This window comes from Candidatus Poribacteria bacterium, assembly GCA_021295715.1.
In the GTDB taxonomy this organism is placed as follows: Bacteria; Poribacteria; WGA-4E; order WGA-4E; family WGA-3G; genus WGA-3G.
Genome location: JAGWBV010000028.1, coordinates 1 through 22600, shown reverse-complemented (window position 1 = coordinate 22600; position 22600 = coordinate 1). Strand labels below are relative to the sequence as shown.

23 protein-coding genes are annotated in these 22600 nt (G+C 48.8%); 2 read left to right on the top strand and 21 right to left on the bottom strand.

The genetic code is table 11. The features are described from left to right. Positions 1–11: 11 nt before the first annotated feature. From J4G07_08935 to J4G07_08895, 9 genes are all read right to left on the bottom strand, one after another. On the bottom strand, positions 12–737 hold the full coding sequence (locus J4G07_08935) for a phytanoyl-CoA dioxygenase family protein (protein MCE2414115.1): 726 nt from the start codon (positions 735–737) through the stop codon (positions 12–14). 56 nt (positions 738–793) lie between these two features. Continuing rightward, positions 794–2134, bottom strand: a complete 1341-nt coding sequence (locus J4G07_08930) for a radical SAM protein (protein MCE2414114.1) — start codon at positions 2132–2134, stop codon at positions 794–796. 140 nt (positions 2135–2274) lie between these two features. Next, complete coding sequence (locus J4G07_08925; GenBank protein MCE2414113.1) at positions 2275–2757, bottom strand: hypothetical protein; 483 nt, start codon at positions 2755–2757, stop codon at positions 2275–2277. A 141-nt stretch (positions 2758–2898) separates the two neighbouring features. Further along, positions 2899–3849 carry a DMT family transporter gene (locus tag J4G07_08920; GenBank protein MCE2414112.1) on the bottom strand — a complete coding sequence of 317 codons (951 nt, stop codon included), beginning with the start codon at positions 3847–3849 and terminating at the stop codon, positions 2899–2901. A gap of 20 nt (positions 3850–3869) precedes the next feature. Then, positions 3870–4847, bottom strand: coding sequence for a Gfo/Idh/MocA family oxidoreductase (locus J4G07_08915; protein ID MCE2414111.1), 978 nt, complete (start codon positions 4845–4847; stop codon positions 3870–3872). Positions 4848–4962: 115 nt separating this feature from the next. Beyond that, complete coding sequence (locus tag J4G07_08910) at positions 4963–5619, bottom strand: TVP38/TMEM64 family protein (protein MCE2414110.1); 657 nt, start codon at positions 5617–5619, stop codon at positions 4963–4965. 63 nt (positions 5620–5682) lie between these two features. Continuing rightward, positions 5683–6624, bottom strand: coding sequence for a 3-hydroxyacyl-CoA dehydrogenase family protein (locus J4G07_08905; GenBank protein MCE2414109.1), 942 nt, complete (start codon positions 6622–6624; stop codon positions 5683–5685). Then, positions 6614–7312 carry a 16S rRNA (cytidine(1402)-2'-O)-methyltransferase gene (gene rsmI, locus J4G07_08900; protein ID MCE2414108.1) on the bottom strand — a complete coding sequence of 233 codons (699 nt, stop codon included), beginning with the start codon at positions 7310–7312 and terminating at the stop codon, positions 6614–6616. The genes J4G07_08905 and rsmI overlap by 11 nt, the downstream gene beginning before the upstream one ends. Beyond that, complete coding sequence (locus tag J4G07_08895) at positions 7258–7467, bottom strand: hypothetical protein (protein MCE2414107.1); 210 nt, start codon at positions 7465–7467, stop codon at positions 7258–7260. Before J4G07_08895 ends, rsmI begins: the two co-directional genes overlap by 55 nt. 15 nt (positions 7468–7482) lie before the next feature. Between J4G07_08895 and J4G07_08890 the strand changes: the two genes are divergently transcribed. Continuing rightward, complete coding sequence (locus J4G07_08890; protein ID MCE2414106.1) at positions 7483–8319, top strand: hypothetical protein; 837 nt, start codon at positions 7483–7485, stop codon at positions 8317–8319. Between the two features lie 74 nt (positions 8320–8393). Here the strand turns inward: J4G07_08890 and J4G07_08885 are convergent, their stop codons facing one another. Continuing rightward, a complete protein-coding gene (locus J4G07_08885; GenBank protein MCE2414105.1) occupies positions 8394–9824 on the bottom strand; it encodes a trypsin-like peptidase domain-containing protein in 1431 nt (476 codons plus the stop codon). A gap of 493 nt (positions 9825–10317) precedes the next feature. Between J4G07_08885 and J4G07_08880 the strand changes: the two genes are divergently transcribed. Further along, the gene (locus J4G07_08880; protein ID MCE2414104.1) at positions 10318–11238 is read left to right on the top strand and encodes an acetamidase/formamidase family protein; all 921 of its coding nucleotides are present in this window, start codon (positions 10318–10320) and stop codon (positions 11236–11238) included. Positions 11239–11332: 94 nt separating this feature from the next. Here J4G07_08880 and J4G07_08875 read toward each other — a convergent pair whose 3' ends face one another. From J4G07_08875 to J4G07_08825, 11 genes are all read right to left on the bottom strand, one after another. After that, on the bottom strand, positions 11333–12127 hold the full coding sequence (locus J4G07_08875) for a hypothetical protein (protein ID MCE2414103.1): 795 nt from the start codon (positions 12125–12127) through the stop codon (positions 11333–11335). 27 nt (positions 12128–12154) lie between these two features. Beyond that, positions 12155–13012 carry an SDR family NAD(P)-dependent oxidoreductase gene (locus J4G07_08870; protein ID MCE2414102.1) on the bottom strand — a complete coding sequence of 286 codons (858 nt, stop codon included), beginning with the start codon at positions 13010–13012 and terminating at the stop codon, positions 12155–12157. 210 nt (positions 13013–13222) lie between these two features. Beyond that, on the bottom strand, positions 13223–14305 hold the full coding sequence (locus tag J4G07_08865; protein MCE2414101.1) for an ABC transporter permease: 1083 nt from the start codon (positions 14303–14305) through the stop codon (positions 13223–13225). A 170-nt stretch (positions 14306–14475) separates the two neighbouring features. After that, a complete protein-coding gene (locus J4G07_08860; protein MCE2414100.1) occupies positions 14476–15462 on the bottom strand; it encodes an ABC transporter permease in 987 nt (328 codons plus the stop codon). 270 nt (positions 15463–15732) lie between these two features. Beyond that, on the bottom strand, positions 15733–17676 hold the full coding sequence (locus J4G07_08855; GenBank protein ID MCE2414099.1) for an ABC transporter substrate-binding protein: 1944 nt from the start codon (positions 17674–17676) through the stop codon (positions 15733–15735). A gap of 1 nt (position 17677) precedes the next feature. Continuing rightward, complete coding sequence (locus J4G07_08850; protein MCE2414098.1) at positions 17678–17890, bottom strand: hypothetical protein; 213 nt, start codon at positions 17888–17890, stop codon at positions 17678–17680. Further along, on the bottom strand, positions 17890–18888 hold the full coding sequence (locus J4G07_08845; GenBank protein MCE2414097.1) for a dipeptide ABC transporter ATP-binding protein: 999 nt from the start codon (positions 18886–18888) through the stop codon (positions 17890–17892). The genes J4G07_08850 and J4G07_08845 overlap by 1 nt, the downstream gene beginning before the upstream one ends. Before the next feature lie 285 nt (positions 18889–19173). Then, on the bottom strand, positions 19174–20208 hold the full coding sequence (locus J4G07_08840; GenBank protein MCE2414096.1) for an ABC transporter ATP-binding protein: 1035 nt from the start codon (positions 20206–20208) through the stop codon (positions 19174–19176). Positions 20209–20527: 319 nt separating this feature from the next. Beyond that, the gene (locus J4G07_08835; protein MCE2414095.1) at positions 20528–21253 is read right to left on the bottom strand and encodes a hypothetical protein; all 726 of its coding nucleotides are present in this window, start codon (positions 21251–21253) and stop codon (positions 20528–20530) included. Next, positions 21253–21825: a sigma-70 family RNA polymerase sigma factor gene (locus J4G07_08830; protein ID MCE2414094.1), complete on the bottom strand. Its 573-nt coding sequence runs from the start codon at positions 21823–21825 to the stop codon at positions 21253–21255. Before J4G07_08830 ends, J4G07_08835 begins: the two co-directional genes overlap by 1 nt. Positions 21826–22289: 464 nt before the next feature. Continuing rightward, a partial coding sequence (locus J4G07_08825) for a hypothetical protein (protein ID MCE2414093.1) occupies positions 22290–22600 on the bottom strand: 311 nt, incomplete at its 5' end.

Below are 22600 nucleotides of genomic sequence, written 5' to 3'. Positions count from 1 at the left end.
ACAACCATTCTTTAAATTGCCCAGTATTTCCAGAGATCCTCTGGAATTTTGTATTTAATCTCCTCCCGTTTTTCATGGGCATAACGTGTAAAGAGACCAAAACGGGGAACATCTTTTACATTTGCGGAACCGGTATGGCAGAGAAACGCGTGCCATAGGACGACATCACCCGCAGCACCGATAAACTCACGGGGTCCCTCTGGCGATAAATCTGAGAGTACGTGCCAGTCCCAACCCTCAATATCGTAGAAACTGCCGTCAATCTGCTCTGGATATTGGAGGAAGTACTTATGCGTTGACTCGTGGCTTCGGGGCCAAAAGACGAAAGCACCCCCCTTGGGTTCAGCATCATAGAGATAGGTTGTCGCTCCGATCATAAAAGGACTCCAGCCAGCGACAGCACCATAGGCATCGATGTGTCCGTCCTTGGGCATTGCCCACTTTTCTTCAGGATTGGGCCACTTGATAATCGGTGAGCCGCCACCGCCTGTAAAAAATTGTCCGCCACCAAGTTGCTCAACAATCTCCTGCATCACAGGCAGATGCCCAAATAACGGCGAGAAGGTGAAGCCCGGAATCTCATAGTCGTTGGGCCACGTCTCCGGTGTTTCTAAACTGGAATTAAAATGCCCCCATACCTGTATCCGCCATGCATCAATTATCTCAGGATCAATCAAATTCTTAAGGATAAGGTATCCATGTTCCTGAAAAAATGCTATCTGCTTTGTTGTCAGCATAGGAGTGCCCTTTACAGTTGTCTGACGGCACATCGGCGTGTGCCTACTACCTTGCATCAGCGTTTCGGTCTGAAGGATGGAATACCAGTTTTATCAAACCGTTTCTTGACGGCTTGCATCAGTTCAGGGGTAACCTCGCGATGACCGTGTTCGCGTGCGTATTTTTCAACGCTTTTGACGACCATCCCACGCGCAAATGACGGCACACGCTTCAATCTTTTTTCTGCTGCCGATGTCCACTGTAAATCGTAATCGGTTTCCGTTGCGAAAGCAACCTTTTTCTCTATTTGAACAGGTGGTGTGCTGGACTGTCCAGGCTGATATTCGCACGATTCGTCTTCAGCGAGATAGTTGCCGGTAGTGGCATAGGCACGCGCCCTGCAACCGCCGCATACCTCTTTGAATTCACACGCGCCACACTTCCCTTCAAGTAAATCCCGATTCCGCAACTCCTGAAAGGTCTTCGATTCATTCCAGAGCGTGACGAAACTTTCATCTTTGAGGTTACCGACGCTCACAGGTAGATAGGGACAGGGAGTCAGTTCGCCTTCAGGCGTAATGCGGCAGTAGTAGATACCACACGGACAGGTGCCACTGGGGTAGCCCTGAAGAAACGCAGAATCGGATTGCTGTTCATAGATGACGCGTTTGTAATGTGGAGCACATTTCGCGGCGATGAGCATTTTTCCAGCATAAGCTGCCTGTAACTTGAAGAGCGTCTCAAGCATCTTCTCATATTGCGCGGGTGTAATGTCCATCACCGTCTTACCCCTTCCGGTTCGGACGAGGAAGTAGAGATTCAGCACCTTTGCCCCGAGTTGATACGCGTATTCCACGATTTCTGGAATTTCATCGTAATTCCACTGCGTCACGGAGGTCTGAACGAGGAAGTCGAGTTGTGCGCGTTTGAGTGCGTCTACACCGTTCATCGTCGCTTTCCACGCGCCCTCCATCCCACGAAACCGATCATGGTTTGTCGGCTGGATAGAGTCGAGGCTAATGCCTGCACCGGTGACCCCGTGCTGTTGCATCTTCTCGACGACTTCGTCGTTCAATAAGACACCGTTCGTGCCCATTACAACAAGAAACCCGGTATCGGAGGCATACTTCGATATCTCCAAGATATCCGGGCGTAATAGAGGTTCACCACCAGTGAGAATAAGAAGGATGTGTGGGTTGATTTCAGCGATTTCATCAATGACGCGAAAACATTGTGCTTGGCTCAATTCCGCATCCCTAACGTATTCATGAGAGTCTTGAATATCGGATAGGTGGAAGTTTCCGTTCGCGAACTCGTTTGTGTCTACGAATCCGGCGGGGAGATAGCAGTGTGTACACTTTAGATTGCACAATCGGGTGATATTCCATGAAACTGCCTGAACTTTAGTATCTGTCATATTTTTAGATAGGCGAGAACGGAAAAAAAGGACATAGTTGGAAGATTGGAAGCATGGAAGTTGGGGGCAGTCTCTCCCTGTCTCCACCCGTCTATCCTTCCGATCCACATTCTTCCACAAGAACTTTTAATGTTTTGAAATCAGTTTTTTAACAGCAATGTAAGTGCGAAGACAACGAGTCCCGTCACCAGCATCAAACCTCTCCACACATTGATATACGGGCTTGGGTTGCGATATGTTTTGTCATTAGGCGGGGTAGCCTCAAGGTGTCGCCGATAAAGCGAACTATATAATCCCCAAAAAAGAGCCATAACACCGAACGCCGCGAGTTTCGCGACAAAAGTTAACATATAGGTCTTGAAATTACCGTCACTATTTCCTGCGAAAAAGCCATTATTCCAGGCAACAATAAAAAACACCATCGCGCCTGTCGTCAGGAGAACATGAATCATCAATCGGTTCAAGCCCCGAAAACGATTGTGGATTGCTAACAGGTTTTGTGGCGGTAAGTTACGTTGCAGAATCGGCATCGCGACGAAGGCAGAAAAAACGACACCACCCAACCAGATTATCGCCGCTAACAGATGGATGCCTCGTATGACCAGCTCTACGCTCTCCCGCATTCTTTTTAAGAATCCCTATTTTTGATAAATGATACCACATTTTGCGTCCAAAGTCAAATTTGTCTTCACTCTATACCCTTGCTTCGAGATAGTAGCAAACTGTGGACAGCGAGGTGCTATGATAAAACTCAAGACGGCGAGTCATGGCTTCAAATTGACGAAAATCAGTGCAATCATTGCGAGTAGCGCGCCGATGAGAGGAACTCGACCCAGCCGCTCACGGAGGAATACCATACCAACGAACATCGTGAACAACACACCACCCGAACTTGACATCGGAAACGCAATCAACGCACTCACCTTGTCCAGTGCAATGAGGAGTGCCCAACTCCCAGCGACATTACAGATGCCTATGAGCGTGCCGTAGAAGACCTCCCACCAATTCGGCCACGTTTTCTGATAGAGACATATCCCAAGATAAATAAGTGTGGCAACACCGAACAGCAGACTCATGTAGAGGGATTTCTCATCGATAGGACACATCTCGTTGAAAGCTTTCATGGTGAGTCGTGAGATACCGGTGATAATCAGAATCGTAATCGCGACAGCGAATCCCAAACCTTGAGGCACTTCCGGTCTGTCAGGCGTAAATTTGTAGGTTGGCTCTTTTTCTCGCTGGCTGAGGAGGGGAATCGCCACAAAAGTTAAGAGAAGTCCTATGGCTTGCCAGAGATTGGGAATCTCCTTCCAGAACAGCATCGCCACTAAAATCGGGACCACGATCGATAGCCTGACGAGTGCCGCCGTGACAACAATCCCGCTGAGCCGGATCCCAAGCGTAAACAGTTCAAATCCAGCGGCGTAGGTCACACCATTTGATATGCCTAACGCGAAGGTTAGCTTTGAGAACTCAAAATCCTGTTCCTGCGACAGGACCCAGATGCTGATAAAGAAAGCAACGAGGTAGTTGACAAAGCCGATCGGATTTAAACGTTGTTGATTATCTTTAGCATGCTTGAGAAAGAGCCCAAAGCCGGAAAGCAGGACGATGTTAAGTGCGAGGAAGAGCATAGGCTTCACAGATTGATAGGTTGGAAGGTTGGAAGGTTGGAAGGTGAAGTCTCCTTTCCATCCTTCCTCCCTTCCCGTCAAACCCTTCCATCCAAGTCCGTCTATTCCTCCATCGGTAAAGCAACTTTGGTTCCCTCTTTCGCAGATTGATAGGTTGCCAAGACGATTTCTACGGCGTGCTTTCCACCCCTACCGTCAATCATCGGGGTTTTGTTATCTCGGACACAATCGACAAAATGGGTCAATTCACCGATAACACCGTGTGGTCCATCTCGGTCAGGAACGATTTCTTTCCACGCCTCGCCGCGTTTTTTGAGATAGGCGAGATCGGTTCCCATATCTAATCGGAGCGAGCCTTCGGAGCCGTCAATAATGGTTTCGTTGGTGCCGCGTGCGCCGAGGAAACCACCCCACCGTAAAATACCCACCGCTCCGGAATCGTAACGGATGAGAGAGACGGTGTAATCTTCCCAATCGTCATGCCCAGAAAAACTGCCGACCTCCGCAGCGACGGTGAGGGCAGTGCCACCAAACCAATTAATCAGATCGGATTTGTGGATGCCGTTTTCCAAAAGCCCGCCGACGGTGCCGTACCAACTTTCAGGACGATTGCGCGGGGCATTATAGGGACCTGTGTAATCCGTCTCTATGTAGGTAATATCTCCGATATCACCAGCATCGACTATCTGCTTACCGAGTTCGTGGACAGGATAGAAACGTAACACCTGCCCGACCATCAGATGCGTTCCCGCCTTATCCGATGCCTCAATCATTGTGTCAGCCTCAGCGAGGGTCAATGAGAGCGGTTTTTCGCAGAAAGCATGTATTCCCGCCTCAGCGGCATGAACGATTACCTGCGTATGTGCGACAGGCGGTGTTGCGACAACAACAGCGTCCACCACATCAAATAATTCGTGATAGTCTTGGAAGGCGCGAATCTGATGCCGGTGGGCAACGGTTTCTGCTGCGTCGAATCGGAGGTCTGCTACACCTACAAATTCACAATTTTCAACATTCGGGAGCGAGTTGCAATGGGCGTTTCCCATGCCACCGACTCCAACTACACCTATGCGAACCATTTTTAGTTTTCCTTTTTTATGGCTGTCAGCAGTCAGCAATCAGTCGTCAGAAAGAGATTACCTTTCTGAAAGTCAACGGCTGATGGCTGATATTCATTCCTCTGATAACTGAAGACTACTTTCGGATTAGCCATTTTACAATCGAGATCGCGATGACGACACCAAAAGCGAAAAGAATCCATTTGATGTGTGGCGATGCGCTCTCACCGAGGTAAGAATAAACCAAGGTGGCTGGCATTTGACCGATGCCGGTGGCGATCCAAAATCCGAGAAACCGCATCCGGGTTGCCCCGGCAAAATAGCTGATAACATCAAAAGAGATGAACGGCATCAAGCGAGCAATAAGAATGGCGTAAGTGCCATATTTTTCGACGAAATTATTTGCTTTATCAACTACTGGTTGACTGATGAACTGCGTAATCCGTTGGATACCGAGATAACGGGCAATATAGAAGCAGAGTGCCGCGCCCACCATCGAACTGCTCCACGACAAAAGTGAACCCCACCAAAACCCAAAGAGTGTGCCGTTTGCAAAGGTAATCAGAAACGCTGGCAAAGGCGCGATCACACTTTGAAAGACCATGAGTATCGCCGATACAACAGGCGCGAGTGCGCCATAACCCGCGATGTACGCTCGCGCTGTCTCAATACTCTGAAAAGCAGCGGTGAGCTCGAGGACATATCCCCAAATTTGTCTATGGTAGACACCGCCAAACACGAACCCAATGGACATCACAAGTAGTAATATAATACGACGCTTTCTGTGTTCCAAAACTGAGCGGAGTCTGCTTATGACTTTAGACATTTCTGTGAACGGCACAGCGGCGTGTGCCTACTACTTTGCAGCTTTTGCTTGCTGTATCAAAGCGCGGTTCATGCGTTCCCGAAGCTGCTGTATTTTCTCATCTGTCCAACTGTAGAAGCCTTCCTTAGATTTTACGCCGAGTTTACCGGATTCAACCATCTGTCGGAGCAGCGGATTGATGTCAGATGAGCTATTCAGATCTTTATAGAGTTCTTCAAAAGCGGCAAGGACGAGGTCCCATCCTGCAAGTTCAAAGACCTCAAAGGGACCAGCGACGCTGAGTCTTCGTCCAAAACTGTTGCGCACCACGAGATCCACGGTCTCTGCGCTGGCGATGCCTTGTTCTACAATAGCAAACGCTTCTCGAATCAAAGCGGCTTGCAGCCTCGGTCCGACGAAACCGAGTGCTTCCTTCTCAATAATTGCGGGTGTTTTACCGAGCGATGTCAAGAGTTCAAACGTCACTGCAACCGTTTCATCAGACGTATCAGGACTCCGAATCAGTTCGACGAGTGGAATCAGGTAAGGTGGATTAAAATAGTGGGTATTGAGTATCTGATCCTTGCGCTTCGCGTTTACACCGATTTGACTCGGCATTAATGCCGTCGTATTGCTCGCCAAAATTGTATGTGGTGGACATATCGTGTCCAATTTACCGAATATCTGTTGTTTTAGTGCCAAATTCTCAGTAACGGCTTCCACGACAAAGTCTGCCCCTTCTGCGACTGCTTCGAGCTCTGTGGAGGTCTGAATCCGCTGCAGGGTCTGGGAAATACCATCCTGCTGAATAATAGCATTTGAAGCGAGTACATTTAAATTTTGCTCAATTTGGGTGAGGGCGATTTCGAGTTGTTCGTTGGTGACATCGTGCAAACGGACATGGTATCCTGCGCTTGCAAATTCCTGCGCGATACCATGTCCCATCAGTCCTGCACCGATAACTGCAATGTGTGCGATTCTATCAGTTTTCATCTTTTTCCCTTCTTCCGGCAACAACAATGGTAAATTCCCCTCTCGGCTCGGTATTTTGAAATTTCTCCAACGCTTCACTCACATTCCCACGAAATACCTCTTCAAACCGTTTTGTCAACTCGCGTGCGATAACAATGTCCCGTTCACCCATCACTTCAAAGACATCTTCAAGGAAACGCCGGAGCCGATGCGGGGACTCAAAGAGAATTAACGTCCTTTCTTCATCAGCGAGTACACGCAACTGACGCTTTCTTTTCCCAGATTTTGGAGAGAGGAACCCTTCAAAAATAAAGTTATGTAGAGGCAGTCCGGAGATGGATGCCGCTGTGACGACCGCTGATGCCCCAGGAATAGGAACAATCCGGATTTCTGCCTCAATGCATCCGCGTAAGAGTGGATAGCCGGGATCGGAGATGATCGGCGTGCCAGCATCTGAAACGATTGCAATCGCCTCTCCCGCCTTCAAGCGTTCGATTAGCTTGTCTCCCTTCATCCGCTGATTGCCCTCAAAATAACTGGTGAGCGGTGTCTGGATATCGTAGTGCGTCAGCAGGCGACGTGTTTGACGGGTATCTTCAGCGGCGATGAGGTCCACCTCTTTGAGGATACGGAGTGCGCGCAAGGTAATATCTTCTAAATTCCCGATGGGCGTGCTAACGAGGTAAAGCGTACCGGGTGGCGTGTCCATTTTTTAATGGCTATCGGCTGTCGGCATAGTAGCAGTCGGCTATCGGGGCGGTCGGTAAAGAGGTGTTCGTTTAAGAGAGGTACCTCCTTGCTGACCGCCGACTGCCGACTGCTGACTGCTGATAGCCCTTCCCCTTGCGATATTGTGTATTTCATGCTAAATTACCGAAAATGAAAACTATCTACGCTACGCTATGTTTTCTCTGGTTGATAGTCCCGCTATGTGCGGAGGCGATCCCTGACAAAAGACCCTTTGAATCGGCGCGCCCCCTGTATGTAGGTGCGCGGGCATTAGCGATGGGCAATGCTTTTACTGCTGTCGCTGACGATGCCAGTGCAGGCTTTTGGAACCCAGCCGGACTCATTCAGTGGCAGGGTGTGAAACTCTTTGCCGTCAATAAATTCCACGACCGAAGCGATTATCGATTCGATCCGAAAGGTATAGGCTATAGCTACCGCGGCTATAGTCTATTTTGGGGTAACAAAATCGCCATCGGTGTCGATAGTGGTGTTCCCGATTTCAACTATTACGGTGTCGCGCGTCAACTCGGTCCATACCTTGCAGCGGGACTCAGTCTCAAGTTTAAACGACGACACCCCTCCGATGTCTACCAATTCTTCGGTTACGAGACAGCATACGATCTCGGATTGCTTTTCAAACCCCGTCCGAATCTCAAGTTCGGGTGCCTCGCGCAGAACCTTGAGGGGTATGGCATCCAATGGCTGACGCTCGGTATCTCCTATCGTTACGCGGAGCATTGGTTGCGAAACGCGCCTTGCGATTTTTCAGTCGATTTTGTCGTTCCTACCGAAGGTAAAACTCCAGAATTATACATCGGTACCGAGTGGCACCCTTTCTCAATACTCCCTATTCGTCTCGGCATCTCAAATGGTTTACTCACAGGCGGCATAGGGATTACATGGAAAGAGATTTTATACATCAATTACGCCCGAATTTTCGAGAAGCACTCGGCGTCCGATTTTATTGAATTAGCTATCAGTTTTTAGTAGAACAGCCGTCAGCAATCAGCAGTCAGTTATCAGTTAAGAAATACAAACCCCTTCTAACTGATAACCAATAACTATTCGTTGCCTCCGTCTTCCCAATCCAACGCCTCTTGATTCCATTCAAACTGCTGTAACGGACCAAATTTGAGGTTGACCGTCAAACTCTTCGGCGTCGGTGAACTATCGAACAGATTGAAGTCTCGAACAACAACGTAGGTGTGTTGTCCATCGGTAATGGTCTGGCACGCCTCAATGAAATCGTCGAGGTTACGAATCTGTTTTCCGTTTATGTCAAGAATCACTACTTTAGAGTTGCCATTCCGTTCCTGTAAACCGACACGTGAGAAACTGCTGCCTGCATCAGCGTGCGGTAAATAGACCCCATCGGCTTCTAAGAAGAGTATCCGTCGGAGTTGCGGCGTAATATCGTGAAAGACAGCACCGCCGAATCTAACGAATCGCCGCACCTTCTTTGCCTCCAAATCCTCCACAGGGACATCAAGTTTCAGGTTTTCGCCGTTCCGATAGATTTCCAACGTAACATTTCCTCCGACGTTCCGGTTCAGAATAGCATCAAAGGTATAGAGGTCATCCCTAATAAGTTCATTATCTATACGATAGATAATATCAGATGCGCGAAGGACGGTTTCGCCTGTTGTCCTTGGGACAATGGATTCAATCTGAATAACCTTGGGTGTTCCGGCTTTGGAGGGACCTATCTCTTTTCGTAAAGCACTTGGGAAATTGAAGTGTTTGATGGCTTCCCCAATAGAGATGAGTTCTAAATCGACACCGATCTCGCCGCGCTGGATTGGCATCTTGTTTCGCATCAATTCAAGGGCATCGTAGAGGTAATCAATTGGCAATTCAAAACTGGAAGTATCCGTGCCGCGTGCGTGAATCGCGATGGCCTCACCTTTGGTATTCCACACGGGACTGCCACTTGAGCCGCCCGTCCGATCAAACGTCGTATGGATATAACTGGAGTGACGGTCGCCTTTGTTAACATTGAGGTTCGTAATTCTTCCGAATTTGATCGTATACTCCTCTTTCTCGTTGTTCCCAATGAGTAAGAGTTCATCTCCGAGGGCAAGTTCTGCCCATTCGCCGAGTTCAACGGCTTGCAGTTCAAAATCGACTTCGGCGGGATCAATCTGATAAAACCCGAAGTCGTGTGTGGGATCGTAGTAAAGAATCCGCGCTTCCGTAAAACTACCGTCGTGGAAGTTAATTTTGACGTAAGAAGGGCTGCTACCCGTGACATGGCGGTTCGTGGCGATAATGCCGCGTTCGGCATCTACGACAAAACCGGTGGCGAAACTTGTACCTTTTGCTTCTGTCTCAAAGACTATCTCAGAGGAGGTTTCGATATTCACCACCATCGGTTTATAGGCAGCAATCTGTTCTGTCCAGTCGTGTTCAGCATTGGCATTTGCGACCAATATTAATAATAAGAAAATGGTTGAGATTATGTGGATCGTGCGGTTTTTAAAGATTTGTTTCATGGTGTTCCTTTTATCGGTTTAGATTTTTTAAAGAGTTTAACACAGCGGTTCAGTGATGTCAAATCATTTGTTGTCAGTTTCCGGTTTTCGGTGTCAGAGGTTGGAGGATTGGGCATATCTTGTCTGAATGCACGTCGCATTTGGGCGAGTACGCCGCAAATCGCGGATTGTCGTGAATGATACGGATGACGCGGATTTTAAGAGTCTTTCGTTCCTTGACGCGGTATCTTAAACATGATATATTATTCACATCGCTTTTTAATTCATTGCTCCTGGGCAAAAGAATGCCCAAGCAAACCCCTCCATTCTATTACGCGCAGGTTTTCGATGAGTTATGGTTGGGTATGGGATTCTTGACGTCTCTTTCTTTTACGCCAAAACGGTAGCCTGCAACAATACGCAGAAATACCCTATCAAAACCCCAAGCCATAACTCGCAGGCGGGTCTACGGAGAGGCACTTCATTCATCAAACCGCAAGGAAAATTTAAAAAAATGGCGACACATCACTTTGAACCGACGGTCTATTACACAGCGATTGGTGCACACGAACCGGTGCTCCACATTGAGAGCGGAGACACCGTTTTTACAACCACCGTGGACAACGCGGGCTACGATGCCAACGATACACAGGTCACCGAGGGAGGAAACCCACAAACAGGTCCTTTTTACGTTGAATCGGCAGAACCGGGAGATACATTAGCGGTCCATTTTGATCGGGTCCTCCCGAATCGAAAAGTCGGACGGACGGCTATGGTCGTTGCTCCGAATGTTTTGGATCCGCACTACGTTGCATCCGAGATGCCCGAAGGTGGGCGCGCTGAGTGGCACGTGGATGTGGAAAAGTGGACGGCGACATTGATGACCCCAGAGACACAGCTGGGTAAACTTACGCTCCCGCTTGAACCGATGGTCGGGTGTTTCGGTGTTGCGCCGCCGCGAGGACAAGCGATCTCGACAGCGACCTCCTCCACACACGGCGGAAATATGGACTATCGCGGTTTTCAAGAGGGAGTTACTGTTTATTTTCCAGTGTTCGTCTCCGGTGGGCTTTTTCATCTCGGTGATGGACATGCTGTGCAAGGTGATGGTGAAATCGTTGGGACGGGCATCGAAATTTCTTTTGATGTGCAGTTCACGGTTGAAGTGCTCAAGGGAAAAAGCATCAACTGGCCCCGTGCGGAAAACAGTGATTATATTCTCGCGGCGGGTAATGCGCGTCCGCTGGATCAGGCGGTGCAACACGCCACGACGGAACTTCTTCGATGGTTGGGTGAACTCGGTTTGGAAAAAAGCGCAGCACATATCCTGTTAGGGCAGGCGGTAGAATACGATATGGGAAACGTTTTCGATCCAGCGTATACGATGGTCTGTAAAATCAAAAAGTCGATACTTCGGGATATTGGGATTATGTGAACACAATCCACTCGTGATAGACCTCGTCCTAAAGGAGGAGGAGACTCTGCAGCGTCATACAGAAGCACTTGTGGAATTCAGGAGTAGGTCTGACCTAAAGCTTCGGGATTTTATTAGACATCAAGGGGTTTTTGGCAAGCCGTTTTTTGCGATTTTTGCGTCGCTTAGCAAAAATCGGACTTGTTTTTTCGATCTCTTTGACGCGATCGAGGAAGTACAACCGCATTTGTGGTGCTGTTTTGTAATGTGGATTGTCTACGAGCAGATCGGGTTCGCCCAGCAGGTCGCCTATTAATCCTTTCGTCCAGCCACGTTCGGAGATCAGGCGTGATTGCGTGATTTTCTCTTTCTCACGGATTTCTTTGCGTCTCGCGACTCGCTTTTCTTTTTCTCCCTGCCACAAAGCTTTATATGCTTCGGATCTCTCCACTTTGCGGACGGATGTCTTAGCATAGATCACATATTCAATACGAACGTCGAGAAGAGATGTGGAAAATGACTCTGGTTCTAAGAATGTGTTGATTCGTTCTTCCGTCCAGTGTCCGCGGTCTAACAATTCGGTTCTCGAAAAATGTGTCTCTGGGTGGCTGGGCATCTTTATGCTGTAAATCTCACAATAAATTTCTCGTAGTGCTCGATCGTGGATATTGAAAAGCATCTTTTCCCGTTCAGCTTCGACGATCGAATCAAAGTGGAAAAATCTTGGTTGGTTTAAGTCATCGAGGGTGATGATGCCAGGGGTCCGCGGTTCTCTCTTCTGCTCAAACGCCATCAGTTCACCCTCGGTCAGTATTGTGCCGCGATAGCCCAACTGAGATTTCGTGATGTGTCCACTCTTTCTTACGTGCCATCGATGCGGACGCATTGGACTACAGGGAAAATCAGACATCCCGGCCTCCTTGTAAATGTGTAAGTCCTACTCTTTATTCATATCTAATTCTGCCATAGACCGAAGATTCAACAGCGGTGTCATCACACCACCAGCAGCGGGGAGGACGACTCCGGTATCATAAAGTCTCATGGCAGAAATCGTGGCGTGCGCGACATCCTCAGGCGCGCCAGCACGGACCATAAAGATATAGCCTTTCTCCGCGGCTTCCTCATAATCCGGTATACGGACCCGCGACAGATCGGTATCAATCACACCGGCAGCAATGCCGTTCACTTTAATGCCGTGTGCCGCCAAGCGTCCAGCAAAGGCACGCATGCTCATCTCTAATCCCGCTTTTGAAATACAGTAGGCGGTTCGGTTGTCGGACGCCATGATATCGGAGATCGAGAGTGTGTAGATGATACAGCCGCGAATCTCGTTTGTTACCATGTAATTTGCGACGCGTTGCGTGAGAAAATGGGTTGCCTTCAGGTTGGTATTGACAATCAAGTCGAACTGTTCCGGTGTCTCCTCAAGAATATCAGCGATACGGGTGATACCGGCGTTGTTGATGAGGATGTCTACCTTTCCGAAAGCATGGTGTGCGGTATTGAGTAATCTTTCGTGTGCGTCGAGGTCACTGATGTCTGCTTGGATAATAACCGCTTTTCTGCCGAGTGCCTCTACTTCCTGTTGGACGGATTCGGCAGCATCACGGTTTTGGTTGTAGTTGATAAGGACATCGGCACCTTGGCGTGCCAATTCAATGGCGATTGCGCGTCCGATACCACGGCTGGAACCTGTCACGATTGCGGATTTATCTGTGAATGAAACATCTGTTGCGAAGAATCCAAGGTCTGTTTTTTTAATTTTCCTTGCGGTTGGATCAAGTGGGTTTTGCATTGAAAGTTCCTCTCTGTATATCCGCCTGCGCCGTTGTTGCAGGCTACCGTTCTGGTTTAATGTTCCCAAGATAAAAGAAACGTCAGAATGCCCAAACAGCGTCGTAAATTCGCTGAAAACCTGTATTCTGCGCAAGCCTATAGAGGAAACCTGCGGGACAATGCGAAGCAAAATCTCACTGCGATGCAGCAGCAGCCCAGGAGCGATTAATTAATCTGAATATGGATCTGCGGCATCGCGGAGGGCATCACCTAAGAAGTTAAAGGCGATTACAACAATAAGTACTGGGAGTGCTGGGAAAATGAGCCACGGATAATGGAGTAGAACGGTAACACGCTGTGCCTCTTCCAGTAGGACCCCCCAACTCGTCATCGGCGGACGGATCCCTAATCCTAAGAAACTGAGTGCGGTCTCTCCGAGAATCATGCCGGGGATAGCGAGTGTCGCAATAACGATGATATGGCTGTAACACCCGGGTAGCAAATGTTTTGTGATGATGTGCCAATGTCCCGCGCCTGCGGCACGCGCCGCCATCACGAAATCACTCTCCCTATACGACAAGACTTTTCCACGCACCTGCCGCGCCAATCCGCCCCACCGTATAATCGACAAGATAATGGTGATACCGAAGTAGATTTGGATGCTCGACCAACCCGGTGGCAGTGCGGCACCGAGTGCCATCCACAACGGGATGTCTGGAAATGCCGAAAGGATTTCAATAACGCGTTGGATGAGATTGTCTACCCATCCACCCCAATATCCAGAGATAGTACCGAGGATGGAACCGAGAATGATGCTGAGAAAAACACCGACTAAACCGAGCGTCATCGAGACGCGTGCCCCGTACATAATTCGTGAGAGTAGGTCACGCCCCATCCGATCAGTGCCTAACAGAAACATGGGACCGGCAGAACTGAAGAGATGTCGTCTGCCGTCCGCATCCTTGAAAAAGAATTCAACCGGATGACGCTGTGCCAAATCTTTAGTAAATTCTAACTCAAGACTTTCTGGGTTCCGGACAGATTTTAATCCGTGAACATAGAATCCGTCTTCGACCGAGAAATGGAGACGTTGGGGTGGCACGTGGCGCAGTCGCATGTTGATTTCGTTGTAGTGATACGGAGCGAAAAAGTCTGCACCGATGGCGAGCATATAGAAGATGAGTAAGAGGGCACCGGCAATAACACCCATCCGATTTTTACGAAACCGTCGCCATATCAGTTGGCGATAACTCAGTTGTCCTACTTCACCTGCATCTTTAACTTCTTCGGCAGTCTCAATTGTAGGTTTCATATATTAATCCAAATTGTGTAGCCCGTAATGAAATTAGGTTCTCCTTAAATGGCATAATTTGTCTTTGCTTTACATTTGGTGAGGTTTTTGCTTGGTCATTTCCCCTGGATAAGTGAAATGTGCGTCATAGACTTAACAGACGTTATTATTCTGCAAGGTAAAATTAAAAATCATTCATAGCGAATCCTCGGATCTACCCAAGCGAGGGCTATGTCTGCGAGCAGGTTTCCGATAACCAAAAGGAGACTCAGCATCATAATCAACGTCCCCGCGAGATAGATGTCCTCGTTCAGCAAACTGCGTAAGAGAATCGGTCCGACTGTCGGTAACCCCAAGACGATTGAGACGATCGCCGAACCGGAGAGAATGCCGGGTAGACTCATTCCCAGAATACTGATAAGTGGATTGATCGCAATCCGCACTGCATGCTTACTCACCACGACGACTTCTTTAAGTCCTTTTGCTCTTGCCGTTTGGACGAAAGGCTGCCCAAGAACATCAAGTAAGTTGCCACGCATGATCCGCATCAGACTCGCAGTCCCATTAATGCCGACGACAATAACAGGTATCCAGAGGTGTTTGAAAAGGTCGGTCAGTTTGCCCCAGGTCCACGGCGCGCCTTCATAGTAAGCGGAGAACAGTCCAAACAGCGGGACACCGAAGATGTCAAACGCGAATACCATCAACGACAGTGCTAAGAGAAACGCCGGTATTGACATCCCGACAAAACTAAGGAAGGTGAGAAAATTATCCGACCATTTGTATTGATGCGTTGCGGAATAGACACCGAGGGGGATTGCGACAACATAGGTGAAGATGAGCGATCCGACAGAGATAATCAGGGTGAAGGCTATCCTATCCCATATCAGTTCGTGGACTTCTCGTTTATACTCAAACGACTCACCGAAGTTACCGCGCACAAAACCAGTTATCCAGATAAAATAGCGTTTCCACAGCGGTTCGTTCAAGCCGTAGCGTGCCCGCAATTCCTCAACATGCGCCAGCGAACTGCTATCGCCGAATTCTTCCTCCAACCGCTGAATTTCCCGGTCGAGGTAATCGCCTTGCGGGAGCTGAATGATGATAAAAGAGATGATAGAAATCGCCATGAGTGTCGGAATCGCGATCAAACATCGGCGAATGATATAGGTAATTATGGGTGTATCTCCTTGTTATTGGCTGTCGGAAACCATCGGCTGTCAGCGGTCAGTAAGAATGGCGGTCGGCAGTCGGGACGGGTTGCTACGCAACCCTTTCAGCAGTTGGTAAAAGGGTGTTTTTGATAGGGCGTTTCCCCTCGTTTAAAATAACCCTCTTTGCTGACAACTGACCGCTATCTTCCGTCTTCCAATCTTCTCTTTTCTTTCCACCTTCCGATCTTCCCGTCTTCCCGCCTTTACTGATTGCTGACGGCTGACGGCTGATGGCTATTCCTTAGACATCCAGCACTGTTCGGGATAACTGGTCGCGGGTGTAACAATTGCCCATGGGCCCAAAATGCCGTCGTTTGGGACGTTGTGAAAATGGTTCGCTACGACTAAGAGCGATGGTGAACGCGCAGCAGAACCGAGATGAAATGGTCCTTCGTCGATGTGAATCCTAACTGCGTCCCGGACATATTGATGCCGCTGTTTTTCATCGGGTTCCTTTTTAATTTCGTCGTATAAGTCAAGCAACTTTTTTAGGGGTCCGGTGGGGGGTTCGCCCTTTTCACCACCCGTTTCATACCATTTTCCTACCTTGGGGTGCCAGTACTTAGCGAGTGTCGGAAACACCCAATCCGGATACGTAAAGAGATCCATCTCCGCTTCACCGTGCATACTGATTGTGAACTTGCCAAGCGTGCGACGCAAACTTAACTCGGCACCCGGAGGAGTATAGAGCAGCGTTTTCAAGCCGAGCTGCTCCCATCCCTCTTGAATAATCAGCCCGATGTCATTCTCCTGGCTGTTGAGATTAGAACTCGGAACGTCCATAAGCATCTCAACCCGTTTGCCATCTGGACGCAGCCGATAACCATCTTCATCGCGTTCCGTGAGTCCCATTTCATCTAAGAGGCGGTTTCCTGCAGCAATATCAAAGTCTGCATCGGCTCGCTTCCATTCTTCAAAGAGGGCCTGTCCATCTTCATCGGCGAAGTGCCATCCCTCTTGACTGACGGTCGCCGCTTGGGGTTCCAATAAACCACGCCATGCAATCTCGTTACATTTCACGCGATCAATACCGTAAGCGAGTGCCTTACGGAAACGTTGATCCCGAATGAGTTTTCTTAATTCAGGATCAGGGGCAGTCCAGTTAATCAAGATAGCGGGTTGCGCGCCAGCCGTGCTTTTCCAGCGACGCACCTTATAGTTCCCCTTCTCCTGTCCCTTCAAATAGAGTGCAAGATCACGGAGTTCCATTCCACGATATTGGCAATCGATCTCGCCCGCGAGGACTTTGAGGACGCGAACCTGCGGCTCAGGCACCAAACTTGTCTTAACTCTGTCAATGTAAGGGAGCTGCCTGCCGAGTTCATCAACGACATAGTAATACGGATTACGTTCCAGTTCAACACGGAAGCCACCCTTTTCATATTTTGTCACCCGCCAGGGCCACAACGTTGGGCGCCCGGGGTTCTGATGCGGGATATCTTCCTTCTCGAATTGAATGAAATCGGTATATTTGGCGTTGTGATCTGGGTGGAACTGCATCATATAGTGTTCGGGAATGTTATACTGATTGCACCACCAAAAGCCGGTCGCTAACCAGAGCGGCACGAGCCAATTGGGACCTGCGAATTTCATGACAATCGTATAATCATCAGGCGTTTCGACTTCCATGGGTATGCCGTTTACTTGGCACCAAACCGGTGGGCTGTACTTATAGCGTTCATCAAGGCAGAGCGCATAATAGAAAGCGAACGAGGCAGAGGTATAGGGATGCCCATCCGACCATTTGACCCCCTTGCGGAGATGCAACGTCAACATACTTCCATCCTCATTAAATTCCCACGATTCAGCGAGACCGGGTTCCAAACCAGAGGCATCAAATTTCCATCGGATGAGGGGTGCGTAACCCGCTGTCATCTTCCAAGTGCCCAAATCTGGATGTGTGTGGAACCGGTGCCACGTGCCACCATAGGGACCGGGACGTTCATAGCCGTCGAAATTCGTTTTGGCGACGAGTGGGTTTTCTGGAAGCCGTTCGGCGAGAGAGGGGAGTTTGCCTTCGGCGACGCGTTTTGCCCACATCGGTGCTTCTTTCGCCTCAAGCCCACGCGGAAAATCGGAGGTATCTTCCAATGGGTTACCTGAACACCCAGCAACGAAAATCAGCAAAATAATCAGGACTTTAGCCACAGTCTGAGAGGTTTCTATTAACTTTCGCATTTCACTCGTCCTCCTCAGGCTTTGCGAGAGAATCCGTGAAGGTATTCAACTCTTGAGAGACGGTTGTAAACAATTCGTCAATTGACTTGGCGTGTTCTACTGTTTTTTCATAAACCAATTCCCTACGATCGTCCATTATTCGGCTTTTCCAGCGTTGCTCCAGTTGTTTTCTGCACACGGAAAGTTGGTCTGCAGACATCTGTTGTTTTGACATCACTCTACCCCCTGTAACTCTAAGGTATCACTGTGATGACATGCCACCTGAACACCCGGCGCTACCTGACGGAGTTCTGGCGTTTCCTGTTTGCATATATCGGTTGCGTATCGGCACCGCGGGTGAAAATAGCATCCAGTCGGCGGTTGAGATGGATCGGGAACATCCCCTTCAAGACGGATATGTTCGCGTTTGCGTTGTGCACTCGGATCTGGAAGTGGCACAGCAGATATTAATGCTTCCGTGTAGGGGTGTTTCGGCGATTGATAAAGGGTTTCAGCATCGCTGATCTCCACGATTTTACCGAGATACATGACTGCAACGCGGTCGCTGATATGCTCAACGACGCTCAGATCGTGTGCGATAAAGATATAAGAGAGGTGGAATTTTTCACGGAGCTCCGCCAGTAGATTGAGAATTTGTGCTTGGACGGAAACATCCAATGCCGAGACGGGTTCATCTGCGACGATGAGTTCAGGTTGTAGTGCTAATGCCCGCGCGATACCAATACGTTGGCGTTGTCCGCCACTAAAGGCGTGTGGGTATCGGCGCATATCCTGTGATCTCAAGCCCACAGATTCCAATAGTTCAACAATCCGGTCTTGCAGTGCTGCGCCCTTCTCGGTCCGATTGACGCGCATCGGCTCACCAACAATATCTCCCACCGTCATCCGAGGATTAAGCGATGCATGCGGATCTTGGAAGATCATCTGGATACGTCTACGATACGGACGCATCTCATGGTAGGTTAACTTCGCTAAATCGACTTCTTCCTCACCGAAAATGAAACTCCCGCTTGTGGGCGGAATCAATCGGAGTAGGCATCGTCCTGCTGTGGTTTTCCCACAGCCGCTTTCACCGACGAGTCCGAGTGTTTCACCGCGTTGGACATCAAAACTGATACCGTCGACTGCTTTGACATAACCGATAGTGCGTTGAAAGATACCTTTCTGTATCGGAAAATATTTTCTGAGATCGTTCACCTCAAGCAACTTCATTTTTTAATTATACCTTGCGGAGTAATCACGAGCGTTAGAACTATAGGATGCGTTCCTTAAATCCGCTCTCCATTTCATTACGAGCTGCGGGTTTTGACTCTATCTTAAGAGGTAAACTGTGTTAGCCGAAAACCTCTTAATGACTGCCAACTGCTGACTGCTAATTGCTATTTTACTTTGCGGTTCGGTCAGTTGGGTTTGAACTTTTATCTGCCACTCCGTATATCCGCCTGCGCCGGTGTTGCAGGCTACCATTATGGTGTAAGAATAGACAAGAGCAATAGATTAAAAATTTGTGTGAAGCCAGCATCGGACAGCATGTCCGCCGTTTTCTGTTTTTCCATTGATTCCGGCAAGTTCTGGCATCCGCTCACATTCTGGCATCCGTTCTGAACACCGATCTTGAAACGAGCACCCCGCTGGCAGTGTTAAGGGGTGCGGCACTGTTCCAGGTATGGAGGGCAAGGTTCTCTGCGGCGTTCTTCCGAGGACAGGTATAGACTTTAGCAATCCTTGCGTGTATGGATGCAGAGGATTATAGAAGATGTCATCAACAGTGCCTGTTTCAACGACGCGCCCTGCATACATGACAACGACTTCATCCGCGAGATCGGCGATAACACCGAGGTCGTGGGTGATAAGCATGATTGCCATCCCCATTTCCGCTTGGAGTTCCTGCATGAGACCCAGTACTTGCGCTTGGATCGTCACATCGAGTGCGGTCGTGGGTTCATCTGCAATGAGTAGTGTCGGTGAACAACAGAGCGCCATTGCAATCATAACGCGTTGACGCATGCCACCGGAGAGTTGGTGTGGGTATTCATCGACACGTTGTGTAGGGGCAGGTATGCCGACACGGGCGATCATCTCGATTGCGCGTTCGCGTGCCGTTTTTTTGTCAACCTGCTCGTGTAAGACGATTGCTTCGGCAATTTGGTTTCCGACCGTATAGACCGGATTGAGGGAGGTCATCGGTTCCTGGAAAATGATGGCAATTTCGTTGCCGCGGATTTGGCGCATCAATTCACTTTTTGGTGACACCTGTGCAATGTCTAACGGGTCATCTTCAGCGTTGCGATAGAATTGGATCTCACCGGCTTCGATACGTCCGGGTGAGGGCACGAGTTGAAGCAGCGACAGTCCGGTGATGCTTTTCCCACATCCACTTTCGCCGACAACGCCGACGGTCTGACCGCGGTCAATTTTAAAACTGACATCGTTCACGGCATTTACGATGCCATCGTCTGTTGGAAAAACTGTTTTTAAGCCCGAAATTTCCAGGAGCGATTTTTCGTGAGATGTATTTTGCGCTGAAGCCATTTTTTAATTTTACCTTGCGGAGAAACAACGAGCATTAGAACTTTGACATCCGTTCCTCACGAGTCGCCTGCGCCGGTGTTGCAGGCTTGCGATTTCGCACCCAATTTTGCATACCAATATAGAATCGTTATCGGTGAGGTATCCTCAACTTTAGGCGATTATACACAAACAACTATTGTGTGTCAATCATTTTAATTATGACAAGTGAAATCAAGTAGTCCAAAGAAAAGTGTAGGCGCGGTTACGAAACCGCGCCTGGGGCAATGGAAGGATTTTTTAGAATGAAGGCATTTCGAGCAGCACGGGCGTGTTTGCATACCTATAACTCGGTTTTAATGTGATTCCAAAACACAGTCAGCTTTTCGTTCGCAATATCTCGGGCATAGTTAACAACGCTGGCTTCACCTGTCTGCTCTTCATAACCTATGGTATCGGTGCGCCACATCTCTGATGAATTTTGCGTTGGACTGAAGAAAGAATCATTCCCATGCTGGACAGCGATTACAGGCTGCTGTGGCATGGCGGAATCCTCCATCTTTGTCTCAGTGTCTTTAACCATTGCCCATGGAGATGGTGAGATTCTGACGTGCTGAAGCCGTGTTTTTTCCATTGCGGTCAAACCGAACTCCGGTTCCTGTGAATCTGTAAAGAATGCCAGTTTCATAACAAAACCGGACGCGACGAGAAAGAAAAGTAGGACGACGGCGTTGACTAACCGCGGAGAGAGATCCACCTTTAATCGGTCAAGACACCATGCTAACGGACCCGCGAAGAATGTGAGCTGCTGTTGTCGATGGAGTTGCCGGACGCTCTGCTGAATGTTCTGTGCTAATTCTGGCGGTGGAATTGGTGCTTCTGTACTCTCCAAGATGTCCGTAGTGTGCCACAACGCTTCGTATTCCCTTTGGCATTCCGGGCAAGCCCGAAGATGTTCCAAAAGGGTGCGCCGCGAGATTCCTTCGGACATCGGTTCTGTCGTCCGTGCCTCTCCCTGCGCGACAAGGTGTGGTAAATTGTTAAGAGTCTGTTCGCAATTCAAATTCATCAAGACCCTCCTTCCAAGAGATAATACTTACTCAACTTCCGCTTGAGATTCTTCAGTGCCTGATTCAACCGTGAAGCCACGGTGCCTTCTGAACACTTCAATATCTCAGCGATCTCCCGGTATTTGAGGTGTTGCATATAGTATAGTATGACGACCTCGCGCTGTTTCTGCGGTAACCGATTGATGGCACCTTGAACCATTTCGTTCTGCTCGGTATTGACCATCGCCCGTTCAGGTGAATCGGTTTCAGAAACCGCGCCATCTATTTCCGTTTCTCTGGTATAAGCGGTAAGTTTGCGTTCGTGCGACTGCGACTTACGGATATACTGCTGGCACGTATTGATGCCGATACTATAGAGCCATGTCCCGAACTGCGACTGAAATCGAAACGCCTTAATTGATTTGTATGCCTCTAAAAACGTTTCTTGCGTCGCGTCGGCGGCATCTTCGGGATTGCCGAGCATGCGGTAGGCAAGCCCATAAATTTTTGAATGATGCCGATTGACGAGCTCATTGAACGCCTCGGCATCGCCTTCTACGGTTTTGTGTACGTACACATCATCAGGAATCATTTTTTAATTTTACCTTGCGGTTTTTTAATTTTACCTTGCGGTTAAACAACGTGAATGCTATCTTTCGCGCGCCTTTCTCAAATCCGCCTGCGCCGCTGTTGCAGGCTACAATTTTGGGTTAAAAAAAGAAACGTCAAAATTCCGAAATCTGATAAAACGCATCAAAAACCTGCGCGTAATGAAATGCGGTGCAGACCAGAAGCAATAAATTAAAAACCGGAATCGATTTTCCTTCACTTTTTTCCAAAAGTGGTAAACGCGTCCATAAATTGGGACATTATCTCTTCTGTTGCGTCGGAATCAATTCTTCTTCATTTTTTTTCAAGAACCCAAAAAGAGAAATCGTGTAGCACTATAGTAATTTTTCAAATCACTTGGACATCCCAAAGAGGCGAGGTTCGGAAACCTCGCCAGCGGTAGTAGGAATGGTTTTAGTGTTTAGAATTCACTATAAGTCCGAAACGTTATACGGATTCGCACGCCTCACAGACTAAAGCGAAACGCTTGGTTCCGTTTGCCTCAAACTCGGTCTCGTAATCATAACTGACTTGGACATTTGACGTGCCACACCAATCGCACCGTCCAGAAAAGGTGTGTGCTTTCTGCCCCAACAGCATCTCCTTCTGATCCTCAACTTTCCGAGTAGCGGCAATGAGGTCAAGAGCATTTTGGCGGAGTCTCGGATCGGTTTCCTCTTTAGCGATCCTTTCAAGGAGCGGTTGCAGTCTTGGATCGTTCGGATTCCCGCCATCATCAAGTGTATGCCATGCGGCTT

Excerpts from the sequence above, each read along its gene's own strand:
- J4G07_08935 (MCE2414115.1), bottom strand. The coding sequence starts at position 737 with ATGCTGACAACAAAGCAGATAGCATTTTTTCAGGAACATGGATACCTT.
- J4G07_08930 (MCE2414114.1), bottom strand. The coding sequence starts at position 2,134 with ATGACAGATACTAAAGTTCAGGCAGTTTCATGGAATATCACCCGATTG.
- J4G07_08925 (MCE2414113.1), bottom strand. The coding sequence starts at position 2,757 with ATGCGGGAGAGCGTAGAGCTGGTCATACGAGGCATCCATCTGTTAGCG.
- J4G07_08915 (MCE2414111.1), bottom strand. The coding sequence starts at position 4,847 with ATGGTTCGCATAGGTGTAGTTGGAGTCGGTGGCATGGGAAACGCCCAT.
- J4G07_08905 (MCE2414109.1), bottom strand. The coding sequence starts at position 6,624 with ATGAAAACTGATAGAATCGCACACATTGCAGTTATCGGTGCAGGACTG.
- rsmI (MCE2414108.1), bottom strand. The coding sequence starts at position 7,312 with ATGGACACGCCACCCGGTACGCTTTACCTCGTTAGCACGCCCATCGGG.
- J4G07_08895 (MCE2414107.1), bottom strand. The coding sequence starts at position 7,467 with ATGAAATACACAATATCGCAAGGGGAAGGGCTATCAGCAGTCAGCAGT.
- J4G07_08890 (MCE2414106.1), top strand. The coding sequence starts at position 7,483 with ATGAAAACTATCTACGCTACGCTATGTTTTCTCTGGTTGATAGTCCCG.
- J4G07_08885 (MCE2414105.1), bottom strand. The coding sequence starts at position 9,824 with ATGAAACAAATCTTTAAAAACCGCACGATCCACATAATCTCAACCATT.
- J4G07_08880 (MCE2414104.1), top strand. The coding sequence starts at position 10,318 with ATGGCGACACATCACTTTGAACCGACGGTCTATTACACAGCGATTGGT.
- J4G07_08875 (MCE2414103.1), bottom strand. The coding sequence starts at position 12,127 with ATGTCTGATTTTCCCTGTAGTCCAATGCGTCCGCATCGATGGCACGTA.
- J4G07_08870 (MCE2414102.1), bottom strand. The coding sequence starts at position 13,012 with ATGCAAAACCCACTTGATCCAACCGCAAGGAAAATTAAAAAAACAGAC.
- J4G07_08865 (MCE2414101.1), bottom strand. The coding sequence starts at position 14,305 with ATGAAACCTACAATTGAGACTGCCGAAGAAGTTAAAGATGCAGGTGAA.
- J4G07_08855 (MCE2414099.1), bottom strand. The coding sequence starts at position 17,676 with ATGCGAAAGTTAATAGAAACCTCTCAGACTGTGGCTAAAGTCCTGATT.
- J4G07_08850 (MCE2414098.1), bottom strand. The coding sequence starts at position 17,890 with ATGTCAAAACAACAGATGTCTGCAGACCAACTTTCCGTGTGCAGAAAA.
- J4G07_08845 (MCE2414097.1), bottom strand. The coding sequence starts at position 18,888 with ATGAAGTTGCTTGAGGTGAACGATCTCAGAAAATATTTTCCGATACAG.
- J4G07_08840 (MCE2414096.1), bottom strand. The coding sequence starts at position 20,208 with ATGGCTTCAGCGCAAAATACATCTCACGAAAAATCGCTCCTGGAAATT.
- J4G07_08835 (MCE2414095.1), bottom strand. The coding sequence starts at position 21,253 with ATGAATTTGAATTGCGAACAGACTCTTAACAATTTACCACACCTTGTC.
- J4G07_08830 (MCE2414094.1), bottom strand. The coding sequence starts at position 21,825 with ATGATTCCTGATGATGTGTACGTACACAAAACCGTAGAAGGCGATGCC.